The sequence below is a fragment of the Streptomyces sp. NPDC048481 genome, from assembly GCF_043200075.1.
In the GTDB taxonomy this organism is placed as follows: domain Bacteria; phylum Actinomycetota; class Actinomycetes; order Streptomycetales; family Streptomycetaceae; genus Streptomyces.
This window is the reverse complement of sequence record NZ_JBICXC010000006.1, coordinates 443,855-457,430: the sequence shown is the minus strand read 5'-3', so window position 1 is coordinate 457,430 and position 13,576 is coordinate 443,855. Positions and strand designations below refer to the sequence as shown.

Here is a 13,576-nt window from a genome sequence, read left to right as displayed (position 1 = left end):
ATCACGATGGAATCCTTGCCACCGGAGAACAGCACCACCGGCCGCTCGAACTCCCCCGCCACCTCACGGAAGATGTGCACCGCCTCCGACTCCAGCGAGTCCAGGTGGCTCAGGGCGTACGGGCTGACCGTACCCTCCCCGGTCTGGGCGACGGTCGTCGTCATGCCAGTCCCCTCTCGCTGAGCAGGGCGTACACCGACGCCGCGGACTCCTGCACGGTCTGCTCCTGGGAGTCGATCCGAAGGTCGGGCTGCTCGGGAGCCTCGTAGGGGTCGTCGACCCCGGTGAGGCCGGTCAGCTCGCCCGCCGCCTGCTTGGCGTACAGGCCCTTCACGTCACGTACCGAGCACACCTCGACGGGGGTCGCCACATGCACCTCCAGGTAGGCGGTCCCGCTCTCCTGGTGGCGCTTGCGCACCGCCTCGCGGCTGTCGGCGTAGGGGGCGATCACCGGCACCAGCGCCTTCACGCCGTTGCGGGCGAGCAGTTCGGCCAGGAAGCCGATGCGCTGCACGTTGACGTGCCGGTCCTCGCGGCTGAAGCCGAGGCCCGCGGAGATGAACTCGCGGATCTCGTCGCCGTCGAGCACCTCGACGAGGTGGCCCTCCTCGCGCAGCCGGCCGGCCAGCTCGTACGCGATGGTGGTCTTGCCGGCGCTCGGCAGACCCGTGAGCCAGACGGTGGCTCCGGTCGTCACGTGGTTCTCCCGGTTCGTAGAAGTGGGGGTGGGGACGGGGGTGTTCGCGGGGTTCGTGGCCATGGGGTCAGTGCAGTCCGCACTCGGTCTTCGCCCGCCCCGCCCAGCGTCCGGCGCGCGCGTCCTCGCCTTCCAGGACGCGGCGGGTGCAGGGGGCGCACCCGACGGAGGTGTAGCCGTCCATCAGCAGGGGGTTGGTCAGCACGCCGTGCTCGGTGACGTAGGCGTCCACGTCGTCCTGGGTCCAGCGGGCGATGGGCGAGATCTTGACCTTCTGCCGCTTCTCGTCCCAGCCGACGACCGGGGTGTTCGCCCGGGTCGCCGACTCGTCGCGGCGCAGGCCGGTGGCCCATGCCTGGTAGTCCTTGAGCCCTTCCTCCAGCGGCTGCACCTTGCGCAGCTTGCAGCACAGGTCGGGGTCGCGGTCGTGGAGCCGGGGCCCGTACCGGGCGTCCTGCTCGGCGACGCTGTGGCGCGGGGTGAGGGTGATGACGTTGACGTCCATCACGGCCTCCACCGCGTCGCGGGTGCCGATGGTCTCGGGGAAGTGGTAGCCGGTGTCGAGGAAGACGACGTCGACGCCCTTGCGGACCCGGGACGCGAGGTGCGCCACCACGGCGTCCTCCATCGAGGACGTCACGCAGAACCGGGCGCCGAAGGTGTCCACCGCCCACTGGAGGATCTCCAGCGCGGAGGCGTCCTCCAGGTCGCGGCCCGCCTGCTCGGCCAGTTCCTTCAACTCGTCCGTCGTGCGGCTTTCCTGAGCGGTCGTCATATCCCGTCCCCTCCCGTGTCGGTGCGCTGAACGCCCCGGGCGAGCAGCCCGAGGAACTTCAGCTGGAAGGCGCGGTTGCAGGCCGCGCATTCCCAGGCGCCGTGTCCGCCCGCCGGGGCTTCGCTCGGCCGGAGGTCCTCGTCGCCGCAGTAGGGGCAGTAGAAGGGGGCTGCGCGCTCGCTCATGAGAGGGCCTCCTCGTCGGCGCGCGCGGCCCAGGCGGCGAAGCGCTCGCCGTCCTCGCGCTCGTCCTGGAACCGCTTCAGCACGCGCTCCACGTAGTCCGGCAGCTCGTCGGAGGTGACCTTCAGGCCCCGGACCTTGCGGCCGAACCCGGCCTCCAGTCCGAGCGCGCCGCCCAGGTGCACCTGGTAGCCCTCGACCTGGCGGCCCTGGTCGTCCAGGACCAGCTGGCCCTTGAGACCGATGTCCGCGACCTGGATACGGGCGCAGGCGTTCGGGCAGCCGTTGATGTTGATGGTGAGCGGTTCGTCGAACTCCGGGAGGCGGCGCTCCAGTTCGTCGATGAGCGCGGAACCGCGCTGCTTGGTCTCGACGATGGCGAGCTTGCAGTACTCGATGCCGGTGCACGCCATGGTGCCGCGCCGGAAGGTGGAGGGCCGGGTGGTGAGGTCCAGCGCCTCCAGCGCCTCGACCAGCGAGTCGACCTGCTCCTGCGCGACGTCGAGGACGATCATCTTCTGCTCGACTGTGGTGCGCACCCGTCCCGAGCCGTGCGCCTCGGCCAGCTCGGCGATCTTCGTCAGGGTGGCGCCGTCCACCCGGCCGACGCGCGGTGCGAAGCCGACGTAGTAGCGGCCGTCCTTCTGGCGGTGCACGCCGACGTGGTCGCGCCACCGCTCGACCGGCTGCTCCGGGGCGGGGCCGTCGACCAGCGCGCGCTGCAGGTACTCGTCCTCCAGTACCTGCCGGAACTTCTCCGGTCCCCAGTCGGCGACCAGGAACTTCAGACGGGCGCGGTTGCGCAGCCGCCGGTAGCCGTAGTCGCGGAAGATCGAGACGACGCCCTCGTGGACGTCCGCGACCTCGTCGACCGGAACCCAGGCGCCGAGCCGGACGCCGATCTTGGGGTTGGTGGACAGGCCGCCGCCCACCCAGACGTCGAAGCCGGGGCCGTGCTCGGGGTGGTGCACACCGACGAAGGCGACGTCGTTGATCTCGTGCGCCACGTCCAGCAGCGGGGAGCCGGAGACCGCGGTCTTGAACTTGCGGGGCAGGTTCGAGAAGGCGGGGTTGCCGATGACGCGGCGGTGGATCTCCTCGACGGCCGGCGTGCCGTCGACGATCTCGTCCTCGGCGATGCCGGCGACGGGCGAACCGAGGATGGTGCGGGGCGTGTCACCGCAGGCCTCGGTGGTGGACAGGCCGACCGCCTCCAGGCGGTTCCAGATCTCCGGCACGTCCTCGATGCGGATCCAGTGGTACTGGACGTTCTGCCGGTCGGTGATGTCGGCTGTGCCGCGCGCGAACTCCTGCGAGATCTCGCCGATCACGCGCAGCTGCTCGGTGGTCAGCCGCCCGCCGTCGATGCGCACGCGCAGCATGAAGAACTTGTCGTCCAGCTCCTCCGGCTCCAGGATCGCGGTCTTGCCGCCGTCGATCCCGGGCTTGCGCTGGGTGTAGAGGCCCCACCAGCGCATCCGGCCGCGCAGGTCGCTGGGGTCGATCGAGTCGAAGCCGCGCTTGGAGTAGATCGTCTCAATGCGTGTCCGCACGTTGAGACCGTCGTCGTCCTTCTTGACCTGTTCGTTCCCGTTGAGCGGTGTGAAGTGCCCCGCGGCCCACTGGCCCTCGCCGCGGTGACGGCTCACCTTGCGGCGGGGAGTCGCGGCGGCAGGGTTCTGCGGGGTGGCGGCCATGGGTGATACGTCCTTCAAGACAGGCGGGAAGCGGCTCTGACCTGCGCGTACGGGCGCACGGGAAAGCCTTGCGCATCGTTGCGCAGGCAGGAGGCTCTTGCGGAGAAGTCGGCGGTGCTGCGGCTCGTCAGCTCGCCGGACAGATGGCGCTGGACATGCGGCCGAGATCGACGTGTCGCCGACTCACCAAGGCGATTCCAGTTCCGGACATGGCGAAAGCGTGTCACGGCGATCTGGACACAGTCCAGCTTCGTCCGCGATGCGGACACCCTTGTCTCGATCTACGAGACAAGGGTGTCCTCGATCACATGGACCGCGCGTCCTCTTGTCCGCGCAGGTCACAACCGCTAAGGGGCGGCCGTTCAGGCCGGGAACGCCCCTGGCCACGGACCCGGCGCGGGCACCTCGGGCTGCTCCTCGACCTTGGTGTCGAACAGCTTGAAGCCGCGCCGCAGGTAGTTGTCCATCGCGTGCTCGCCGTCCAGGCTGCACGTGTGCAGCCACACCCGCTTGGTCTGCGGCAGTCCGGGCCAGCGCTCCGCGAGGTCCCACGCCCGCGCGGCGCCGTACGACAGCAGGCGACCGCCGATCCGCCGCCCGCGGAAGGCCGGGAGCAGCCCGAAGTAGACGATCTCCACGACGCCGTCGCCTTGCGGTTCCAGCTCGACGTACCCGGCCGGCGTGCCCCGGTCCTGGGCGACCCACGTCTCCACTCCCGGCCGCGCCAGGTGCTCCTGCCACTGCGCGTACGTCCAGCCCAGCCGGTCGATCCAGCGGATGTCCCCCCCGACGGACGCGTACAGGAAACGGCTGAACTCGGGGGAGGGGACCCCGGAGCGGACGATCCGCACGTCGCCCTCGGGCGCGGCGGCCGGGAGGAGGTCCGTCGGGTCCGTCTGCTCCAGGGACCAGGTGGTCACGGGGATGTTGGCCATGCCCGTCAGGGAATCATCTACTCCGTCGTTCTGTCGATCGAGGCCAGCGGCAGCGCGAACAGCGCTCGGCCCGACTGCGTCCAGACCTCGCCGGTCGCCTGCCAGTAGGAGAGGGACTCGGTCTGCGGGCTCCAGCAGTTGTGCGTCTTCGCCGATCCGCACACGGCGGCGCCGGAGCCGCTCCCCTTGTCGCCCTCCTCGCCGGCGTCCGCGGTCTGGCGCCACAGCGTCCCGTGGCGGTCGCGTGGACCGGCGGCGCGCGTCACGTACCACTGGTCGCGGTAGGCCAGCACGCCCCGCACGCCGGTCAGCTTCGTCTCGTACGCCTGCGAGGCGCGCACTCGCCCGGCCGTGTCCGTCGCGAGCAGCCCCGCGTGACCGGAGGCGGTGCTGAAGGGGTAGCGCCACAGCCGGGCTCCCCGGTCACCGTCGCCCAGGGTCCATTCGCCGGCGACCAGGCTGTCCGGCGCGGTGCTGCGGTCCAGGGCGACCGTCGCCGGGCGCGGCGCGCCGGAACCGCCGTCCAGCCGGTAGGAGCCGATGGCCGGCAGCACGAAGCGGCAGCCGTGGGCCGACCAGCCGCCCGGCACCCGGCCGACCGCGTCCCCGGCCACCGTGGCGCGCTGGACGCGGTTCATGTCGTAGACGTAGAGCGCGGCCCGGTCCCCGTCGTCGGCGGTGACCAGCAGCTTGTCCTGGTACCAGACCATCCCGGAGACGTGGGAGACCAGCCCCCGGTAGTCCCGCCCGCCGTCGACCGGGACGGCGAGCAGCGCCCAGGTGTAGGAGAGGTGCTTCGGGTCGCCCGCGTTCACGAAGCCGACGCGCGCCAGCCCCTGGCCGGACGTCGTCCCCTCGCTGCGCGACCAGCCGGAGAGGATCACCCGGTTCGTGCCCCAGACGCCGTCGTCGTCCGCGTCCCCCGACGTGGTGACCGCGCCCGGCCGCCATCCCCGCGTGTCGTCCGTGTTCCAGCAGTACGCGCGGGTGGCCGTGGGGGAGACCGGCAGGGCCCCGCGTTCGGCGGGCGAGCAGTCGGCCGCGTCCCGCAGGGTGCGGTCGGCGGCCCCCAGCACCGCCCCGACACCGACCGGTCGGCCCATTCCCGCGGCGAGCCGGTCGAGAGCGGCCCGCGGCACCAGGTCTTCCGTCAGCCGAAGGCCCGCGGTCCCGGCCGACGAGGCGATCGGCTTCAGGCGTCCCGGCCCGTCGTGGGTGATCGTCGCCTGGGAGACGCTGACGATGGTGGCGGCGGCGGTCAGCGCGAGGGCCGTTCCCGACAGGAACGCCCGCAGTGCCCTGCCCCGCCTACGCCGGCGATGTCGGCCGCGATGTCTCATTCGTCCTCCCGGAGCGGGCCAACTGCGCCTGATGATCCGTACGTTGACCGAGGAGCAGGTGGGGTGACCCGTAGAGGATGCTACGGCAGTGGACCGGGCCGGGGGACGAAGACCGCGCAAATATGCGGAAGACGTCATCGAAGGAGCGGCGGCGCGTCATCGCCGCCCCGGCGCCGACATGCGGTCGCGCACCACCGCGGGCGCGGTCGAATGGGGCAACAGGCCCCGCGGGTCGGCCGGAAGCAGCACCTCCACCTCGGCACCTTCGCAGAAACGATACGGCCGGTGGTCCAGGTATCCGCCCAGATACCGCCGCACCCGGGACATCTCGGCCCGCACCGTCACCGTCCGGGCCGGGTCGCCGAACAGGTCCTCCGCCAGTCCCGACGCGCTGCGGCCCTCGTGGTGCGCGGCCAGCAGGTACAGCAACTCGGCGTGCCGGGGACTGAGTTCCCGCGACCACGAACCCGCGTTCCCCGACACCGTCAGCGACCAGCGCCCGGGCCGGGCCAGGTCCAGCACGATCCGCGTCGCGTCGCGCGGCGCCGGCTCGGCGGCCTCGTCCACCGACCGCACCAGCCACCCGCCGGCCAGCGGCTCGACCGAGCACGCCCCGAACACCGGCAGCCACCGGCGGCCCGGCGACGGCGACTTGGGCAGCGCGATCCGGCTCGTGTACGGCATCCCGGTCACCGCCGCCGTCCAGCCGTCCGCGTCCACCGCCGCCGCCCGGCCGCCGAGCCGGGCCAGCACCGGCGCCGCCACCGCGCGCAGCCGCTCCAGCGCCCCCAGATGCCTCTCGCGCAGCCTGGCCTCGGCGAGCTTGGCCACCGAGTCGACCCAGGCGAGCGTGGCCGGGTGCATCGTCTCCAGCGGACCGCTGACGTCGACCACCCCGAGCAGCCGGCCGTTGCGCGGATCGGTGATCGGGGCGCCCGCACAGGTCCAGGCCGTGTGCGAGCGCACGAAGTGCTCGGCGGCGAATACCTGCACCGGCCGGCGCACCACCGCCGGCGTGCCCACGCCGTTGGTGCCGACCACCGCCTCGCCCCAGTCCGCGCCCAGTTCGAAGCCGAGCCCGTCGGCCTTGCGCAGCACCGGGTTGCAGCCCTCCCGCCACAGCACCCGGCCCTCCTCGTCGGCGACGACCATGATGTGGTGGGCCACGTCGGCGACCGACAGCAGCCCTTCCCGCAGCACCGGCAGCACCTCCCGCAACGGCGACTCCTCGCGCCGTCGCCGCACCTCGTCGGAGCTGAGCAGGCCGGAGCGGAAATCGTGTTCCGGGTCGACCCCGCTGCGCAGCATGCGCTCCCAGGACTGCTCGATCACCGGGCGCGGCGCCACGCGCGGCGGCCGGCCGGACAGCCGGGCGTCGCGCACCTCGTTGAGCATCCGTGCCGCCCGCGCGGCGTCGACGGCCGCGAGCTGCGGCACGTTCATCGGCATCACCACTGGGCCTCCCGGGGGCACGCAGGCCGACGACCGGATGTCACGAGCGCGCGCCGACGGTTTCCGGTCTCCGCTGAAGGCCCCCATCTTGCCGCCCGCGCGCGCCGGACGGGCCCAGTCCGGTCGACAACCCCCGACAAGTTGCAACCCCCTGCAACCCTGGTGGACGTCCCGCAACTGTTTGAAACTTGAGCCACGTCGTCCCGAGCGGCGATTCTGGCCTCGCAGGGCCATCGCGGCGGGGGTGGTGCCGTGTCGGCGCAGCACCACCCCCGCTTCCTGCTTCCGTCGGCGTTCCGCACGTTCGAGCAGGTCAGTGCGGGGGCCTCAGCGGCCGGGGGCCGTCACGGCCGGGGCGCGGCCCGTTCGACGACCGACGCCAGGTCCAGCGTGTGCGGCAGCGTCCCGAAGGCCGCGCCGCCGTCCCCGCCCAGCCGCGAGGCGCAGAACGCGTCGGCGACCTGCGGCGGCGCGAACCGCACGAGCAGCGCACCCTGGAGCACCAGTGCGAACCGCTCCGCCAGCCGCCGGGCCCGCCCCTCGGCGCCGTCCAGATCGGCCAGGTCGGTCAGCAGGGCCTTGATCGCCGCGTCCAGCCGGTGATCGGCCCCGCGTGCCAGAGCCACCTCCCGCAGATAGGCGTGCAGCGCCTGCGGCTCCCGTTGCAGGGCCCGCAGCACGTCCAGCGCCTGGACGTTGCCCGCGCCCTCCCACACCGAGTTCAGCGGCGACTCGCGCACCAGCCGGGGCATCCCCGACTCCTCGACGTACCCGTTGCCTCCCAGGCACTCCGACGCCTCGACCACCACGGGCGCGCACCGCTTGGTCACCCAGTACTTGGCCGCCGGCACCGCGATCCGCAGCAGCGCCCGCTCCTGCTCGCCGCCGTCGTCGTAGGCAGCCGCCAGCCGCAGCCCGAGGACCGTCGCCGCCTCCGACTCCACCGCCAGATCGGCCAGCACGTTGCGCATCAGCGGCTTGTCGACCAGCTTCCCGCCGAACGCCTCACGGTGGGTGCAGTGGTGGATCGCCTGCGCCACCGCCTGCCGCATCAGCCCGGCCGATCCGAGCACGCAGTCCACCCGGGTCGCCGCGACCATGTCGATGATGGTGCGCACCCCGCGCCCCTCCTCGCCGACCCGCCGCGCCCACGTCCCGTCGAACTCGACCTCGGCGGAGGCGTTGGACCGGTTGCCCAGCTTGTCCTTGAGCCGCTGGAGCCGGAAGACGTTGCGGGCGCCGTCCTCCAGCACCCGCGGGACCAGGAAGCACGTGAGCCCGCCGCCGCCCCGCGCGGACCCGGCCTGCGCCAGCACGAGGAACCCGTCCGACATCGGGGCCGAGCAGAACCACTTGTGCCCGGTCAGCTCGTACGTCCCCTCCTCGGCGAGCGCGGTGGCGACCGTCGTGTTCGCCCGGACGTCGCTGCCGCCCTGCTTCTCCGTCATCCCCATTCCGAACAGCGCACCGGCCTTCAGACGGGCCGGCCGCAGCTCACGGTCGTAGATCGCCGACGTCAGCCGGGGCTCCCACTCGGCGGCCAGCTCCGGGTCGGCGCGCAGCGCGGGCACCGCGGCATGGGTCATCGACAGCGGACAGCAGGTGCCCGCGTCGACCTGCGTCCACACCAGGAACCCGGCCGCCCGCCGCACATGCCCGCCCGGACGGTCCCAGGCGGCCGTGAGACGGGCCCCGACCCCCTTGCCGAGCAGCCGGTGCCAGGCCGGATGGAAGTCGACCTCGTCGATGCGGTGACCGTGGCGGTCGTGCGTGCGCAGTTCCGGCGGATTCCGGTCGGCCTGCGCCGCCCACTCCTGCACCTGAGCGGATCCGGCCGCCCGGCCGAGGGCCGACAACTCCCCGTGCGCCTCGTCGGCCGAACGCGGATCCAGGTGCCGTTCCACGGCCGCCACGAGCGCCCGGTCGGAGCCGTACACGTCGTAGCCGGTCAGGGGCGGGGGCTGGTTGGTCACGGTGTGCGTGCTGCCTGCCATGGTCCGAACCTACCCCCGGGTACGGCGGTCATGGCCGCCCGGAGCCCGCGCCGGGCTCCCCGACCCGGTGAAGCCGCCTCGCCGGAGGTGAGTGCGACCCCGAACGGCGGATACCTTTAGGGCGTGCAGCCAGCAAGTCAGTCACCCGAGCAACCCGGGAGCCCCGCCGGGCGTCTCCACCGGGCGCGCGCCCTGTACCGGAACGTCTCCAAGCGGCGGACCGCCTGGCTGCTGTTGAAGGACACCGTCAACTCCTGCGTCGAGTACCGCATCCTGGGGCTCGCCGCCGAGGCCGCCTTCTTCACCCTGCTGTCCGTGCCTCCGCTGCTGCTCAGCCTCATCGGCCTGCTCGGCTACGTCGACGACTGGACCGGCACCGACACCATCACCAGCCTGGAGACCAACCTCATCGAGGCCTCCCGCACGGTGCTGTCCGACAAGGGCGTGCGGCAGATCGCCCAGCCGATCCTCGACGACGTGCTGAAGGGCGGCCGCCCCGACGTCATCTCCATAGGCTTCCTGTTCGCCCTGTGGTCCGGATCGCGCGCGGTGAACGTCTTCATCGACACCATCACCGTGATGTACGGCCTGGACGGCGTGCGCGGCATCGTCAAGACGCGGCTGGTGGCGTTCCTGCTGTTCGTCGCCGCCCTGCTGATCGGCTCGGTCGCGCTGCCGCTGATGGTCGCGGGACCCGACGCGGTGGTGCGGATCGTGCCGTGGTCGACGACCGTCGTGCAGGTCCTGTACTGGCCGGTGGTGATCGTGCTGTCGGTGGCGTTCCTGACCACGCTCTACCACGTCTCCGTGCCCGTGCGCTCCCCGTGGATCGAGGACGTCCCCGGCGCGCTCGTCGCCCTCGCCATGTGGGTGCTGGGCAGCTTCCTGCTGCGGATCTACCTGACCAGCACGATCGAGGGCGCCACCATCTACGGCTCCCTCGCGGCCGCCGTCGCCGTCCTGCTGTGGATCGGCGTGTCCGCCTTCGCCGTGCTGGTGGGGGCCGCCGTCAACGCGGCCATCGACCGGGTCTGGCCGGCCGCCGCGACGGCCGCCGCCCGCGCCGCCAACGAGCGGCTGCGCCAGGAGGAGGCCGCGGAGTACGTCGCGCGCATGGCCGCGGTCCACACCCACGAGGACGACGACCCGGACGATCCCGACATGCCGTCCGAGTTCCCGGAGAGGTGGTCGCGCTTCCTCCCGCCGGAGGACGTGACGGGACGCTTCCGCGCCCACGTGAAGAACTCCTCGAAGGCGAACGGCGTCAACGGCGCGGACGGGGGAGAGGAAGAGGACGGGCCCCCGGAGAAGTGACCTTGCGAGGATTTGTGGACCTCAGGACGCACGCGGTCGGGCCGGAGGCCGCGGCACCGTGGCCCTGCCGCCCGCGGGCGTAACCTGGCACGCGTGTACCAGGAGCGGGCCTCCCGGCTGAGCGGGGCCGTCGTGTGGACGCACACTCCGTCGTCCCGGGCCGACGCGCTCCCCGTGCTGCCCGACGGCTGCATGGACCTGCTGTGGAACGAGGACGAGCTGCTCGTCGCGGGACCGGACACGCGGGCCCACCTCCCCGAAGGCCCCGCCGCCCGCTGGTCGGGCGTGCGCCTCTATCCCGGAACGGCGCCCGCGCTCCTCGGCGTGCCCGCCCGTGAACTGCTCGACCGCCGGGTGCCGCTGGCGGAGCTGTGGCCGGCGCGCGAGGTGCGGCGCCTGAGCGGCCGGATCGCCGCCGCACCGCATCCCGCGTCCGCTCTGGAGGCGCTGGCCCTGGAGCGTGCCCAGCCGCCCGGCACCGATCTGCGCACACTGGTCTCGGCCCTCGCCGCGGGCCGCTCCGTGGCGTCGACGGCGGACGAACTCGGGTTCGGCGCCCGCCAGTTGCACCGCCGCTCCCTGGCCGCCTTCGGTTACGGCCCCAAGACGCTGGCCCGGATCCTGCGGCTGCAAAGGGCTCTCGCACTGGCCCGGTCGGGCGTGCCGTACGCGCGGGCGGCGGTGGCATCCGGCTACGCGGACCAGGCCCACCTGTCACGCGACGTCCGGGAGTTCACCGGTCGCACGCTGGGAGAACTGCTGAGCCGGCAAGGGCGGCGCGGTCCGGACGGTCGCCCGCACGGATCGCCGTGACGGAACACCGGCGGCCGGGCGCGTGACCGGGCCGGCTTACGCGCCTTGTGAGGGAGCACTCGCGCGGTCCCGCTATCCGGGCAGCGGCGCGAACAGGTCGACGCCGTTGCCGTCCGGGTCGTGCACGACGGCGTACCGCTGGCCCCAGAAGGCGTCGAACGGCTTCAGCTCGCCGTGGTGGCCGGCGCCCACCAGGTCCGCGTAGACCGTGTCGACGTCGGCGGGCGAGTCGCAGCGCAGCACGAGAGAGGCGCGGCCGCCGCCGGACGGGCGCTGCCAGCGGGGATGGAACGAGCGGACGGTGTCCTCGGTGTCGAGCAGCAGCCGCAGCCCGCCGGGAAGCCCGGCCTCCGTGTGCGGTTCCCGCTCGGCGCCCTCGGGAAAGGCGAACCCGAGCCTGCGATAGAAGGAGACGGCGGCGGCCATGTCGGAGACGACCAGGCCGATGGCATCGAATCGTGCGTTCATGGGGCCACGGTAGGCAGGACCGGGGTGCGCGGGCTTGAAGGAAACGGACACGTCGTGCCGTCCGCGGAGCACTGGGCGGCGGATCCCTGTCCCCATAGGGTCGGGCTGCATGACCGCTCGGCTGCTCGTGTACACCCGCACCGCCGACTACCGCCACGACTCCATCCCGGCCGCCGTCGCCGCCGTACGGGCCCTGGAGGGGTTCGCCGTCGACCACACCGAGGAGCCCGCGGCCCTCGAAGCCCCCCTCGACGGGTACGCGGCCGTCGTCTTCCTGTCGACCAGCGGCGAGGTGCTGACCCCGGCCGGACGGGAGCGGCTCGCCGGATACGTCGAGGCCGGCGGCGGCTTCGCCGGGGTGCACGCGGCGGCCTGCACCGAGGACGACTGGCCGTACTACGGCGAGCTCCTGGGCGCGCGGTTCGCCCGCCACCCCGAGTACCAGCCGGGCAGGGCGGTCGTCGAGGACCACGAGCACCCCGCGACCCGCCCGCTGCCGCCCGTCTGGAGCCTCACCGACGAGTGGTACGACTTCCGGAGCAATCCGCGCGAGCGGGTACGCGTCCTGGCCGTCGCCGACGAGTCGTCGTACGAAGGCGGGGGGATGGGGGCCGACCATCCGCTGGTGTGGTGCCGTGACCAGGGACGGGGACGCGTCTTCTACACGGCGCTCGGGCACGCCGCCGACGCCTACCGGGACCCCCGCTTCCTCGCCCACCTGCGGGGCGGGCTGCGGTGGGCGGCCGGCGTCGAGCGGTGACAAGTGACGTTTCTCCGGTGAACCGCTTGCGCCATCGGGGTGACCGGGGCCGCACGGCGGACGGTGTCCGCGAGAGCGTCGGGATCCTCTGTCCCGGAAGCCTGTTCCGAGACGCCCTTGCGGAAAGAGGTTCCGCAAGGGGACATCCAGGAGGAGCACTGCCGTGACCTACGGGACCAAGCTGCGGGAGCGTATCGCCGGCCCCGGGACGCATCCGCTGATCGGCGTGTACGACATGTACTCGGCGTCGATCGCGGCACAGCACTACGACGGGATGTTCGTCTCCGGGTTCGGATTCGCGGCCTCCTACTACGGGCTGCCCGACATCGGCTTCATCGCCTGGCCGGACATGATGGCGTTCGTCCAGCGGCTGCGGGGCGCGTTCCCGCGGCACGACCTGCTCGTGGACATCGACGACGGCTACGTCGACCCCGAGGTCGCCTGTCACGTGGTGGAGGGGCTGGAACGCATCGGCGCCTCCGGCGTCGTCCTGGAGGACCAGAAACGGCCGCGCCGCTGCGGACACGCGGACGGCAAGCAGGTGCTGCCGCTGCACGAGTACCTCGCCAAGCTGGACATGGTGCTGGCGACCCGGGCGGACCTGGTCGTCGTCGCCCGCACGGACGCCACCGACGAGAAGGACATCCTGCGCCGCGCCGAGGCGCTCGCCGCCACCGACGCGGACGTCGTCCTGGTCGACGGCGTCCGCAGCGTGGAGTGGATCCGCCGGATCCGCGCCGTGACCGGCGGCAAGCCGCTGCTGTTCAACCAGATCGCCGGCGGCAAGTCGCCCCGCCTCTCCCTCGGCGAACTGTCCGACCTCGGCGTGGACGTGGCGATCTACAGCACCCCCTGTCTGTTCGCCGCGCACGAGGCGATGCATTCGGCCCTCGCGGACCTCAAGCGCACGGACGGGCGGCTGCCCGCGCCGGACGCGGCGAACGGGGTCGGAGTGGCGACCGCGACCCGCCTCCTGGAGGGCAACATCGCGCACCGCCGCCCGGCGGCGGCGCATCCCGGCCCCGCCCCGCGGCAGGAGGCGGCGGCCGGGCGTACGGCGCAGGAACCGGAGGCAGCGGTGACGGCGCACCCGTGACCCGCCGGTGCGCTCTCCCGCGCCGGTGGTGAAAGGAGAGCGAGAGCGGAGTG

Annotated in this window: 14 protein-coding genes and 1 pseudogene; 4 read left to right on the top strand and 11 right to left on the bottom strand. The window is 72.7% G+C overall.

The window, feature by feature from the left end:
• The 10 genes and pseudogenes from ACGFSH_RS21410 to ACGFSH_RS21365 form a co-directional block, all read right to left on the bottom strand.
• Window positions 1–164: pseudogene (locus ACGFSH_RS21410) on the bottom strand (sulfate adenylyltransferase small subunit); the annotation flags it as partial.
• Window positions 161–697, bottom strand: a complete 537-nt coding sequence (gene cysC / locus ACGFSH_RS21405) for an adenylyl-sulfate kinase (protein ID WP_329417437.1) — start codon at window positions 695–697, stop codon at window positions 161–163. The pseudogene ACGFSH_RS21410 and the gene cysC, both read right to left, overlap by 4 nt.
• A gap of 67 nt (window positions 698–764) precedes the next feature.
• A complete protein-coding gene (locus ACGFSH_RS21400) occupies window positions 765–1,472 on the bottom strand; it encodes a phosphoadenylyl-sulfate reductase (protein ID WP_393350859.1) in 708 nt (235 codons plus the stop codon).
• Entirely contained in the window at window positions 1,469–1,657 is a 189-nt protein-coding gene (locus ACGFSH_RS21395; protein WP_329414820.1) for a hypothetical protein, read from the bottom strand. Before ACGFSH_RS21395 ends, ACGFSH_RS21400 begins: the two co-directional genes overlap by 4 nt.
• Entirely contained in the window at window positions 1,654–3,351 is a 1,698-nt protein-coding gene (locus ACGFSH_RS21390) for a nitrite/sulfite reductase (RefSeq protein WP_393350857.1), read from the bottom strand. Before ACGFSH_RS21390 ends, ACGFSH_RS21395 begins: the two co-directional genes overlap by 4 nt.
• A 127-nt stretch (window positions 3,352–3,478) precedes the next feature.
• Window positions 3,479–3,562, bottom strand: coding sequence for a putative leader peptide (locus ACGFSH_RS21385; protein ID WP_309486338.1), 84 nt, complete (start codon window positions 3,560–3,562; stop codon window positions 3,479–3,481).
• 151 nt (window positions 3,563–3,713) lie between these two features.
• Window positions 3,714–4,286 (bottom strand): GNAT family N-acetyltransferase, encoded by a 573-nt coding sequence (locus ACGFSH_RS21380; protein WP_393350855.1) that lies wholly within the window; start codon window positions 4,284–4,286, stop codon window positions 3,714–3,716.
• Window positions 4,287–4,303: 17 nt separating this feature from the next.
• On the bottom strand, window positions 4,304–5,626 hold the full coding sequence (locus tag ACGFSH_RS21375) for a hypothetical protein (protein WP_393350853.1): 1,323 nt from the start codon (window positions 5,624–5,626) through the stop codon (window positions 4,304–4,306).
• 156 nt (window positions 5,627–5,782) lie between these two features.
• Window positions 5,783–7,069, bottom strand: coding sequence for a GAF domain-containing protein (locus ACGFSH_RS21370; RefSeq protein ID WP_393350851.1), 1,287 nt, complete (start codon window positions 7,067–7,069; stop codon window positions 5,783–5,785).
• A gap of 353 nt (window positions 7,070–7,422) precedes the next feature.
• Complete coding sequence (locus tag ACGFSH_RS21365) at window positions 7,423–9,072, bottom strand: acyl-CoA dehydrogenase family protein (RefSeq protein WP_393350849.1); 1,650 nt, start codon at window positions 9,070–9,072, stop codon at window positions 7,423–7,425.
• Window positions 9,073–9,195: 123 nt separating this feature from the next.
• Between ACGFSH_RS21365 and ACGFSH_RS21360 the strand changes: the two genes are divergently transcribed.
• A complete protein-coding gene (locus ACGFSH_RS21360; RefSeq protein ID WP_393350847.1) occupies window positions 9,196–10,386 on the top strand; it encodes a YihY/virulence factor BrkB family protein in 1,191 nt (396 codons plus the stop codon).
• Between the two features lie 93 nt (window positions 10,387–10,479).
• Window positions 10,480–11,199, top strand: a complete 720-nt coding sequence (locus ACGFSH_RS21355) for a helix-turn-helix domain-containing protein (RefSeq protein ID WP_393350845.1) — start codon at window positions 10,480–10,482, stop codon at window positions 11,197–11,199.
• Between the two features lie 72 nt (window positions 11,200–11,271).
• Here ACGFSH_RS21355 and ACGFSH_RS21350 read toward each other — a convergent pair whose 3' ends face one another.
• Window positions 11,272–11,667 (bottom strand): VOC family protein, encoded by a 396-nt coding sequence (locus ACGFSH_RS21350; protein ID WP_393350843.1) that lies wholly within the window; start codon window positions 11,665–11,667, stop codon window positions 11,272–11,274.
• A gap of 109 nt (window positions 11,668–11,776) precedes the next feature.
• Here ACGFSH_RS21350 and ACGFSH_RS21345 point away from each other — a divergent pair, with 109 nt between their 5' ends.
• Both ACGFSH_RS21345 and ACGFSH_RS21340 read left to right on the top strand, forming a co-directional pair.
• Window positions 11,777–12,427: a ThuA domain-containing protein gene (locus ACGFSH_RS21345; protein ID WP_393350842.1), complete on the top strand. Its 651-nt coding sequence runs from the start codon at window positions 11,777–11,779 to the stop codon at window positions 12,425–12,427.
• Between the two features lie 163 nt (window positions 12,428–12,590).
• A complete protein-coding gene (locus ACGFSH_RS21340) occupies window positions 12,591–13,523 on the top strand; it encodes an oxaloacetate decarboxylase (RefSeq protein WP_393350840.1) in 933 nt (310 codons plus the stop codon).
• Window positions 13,524–13,576: the final 53 nt, after the last annotated feature.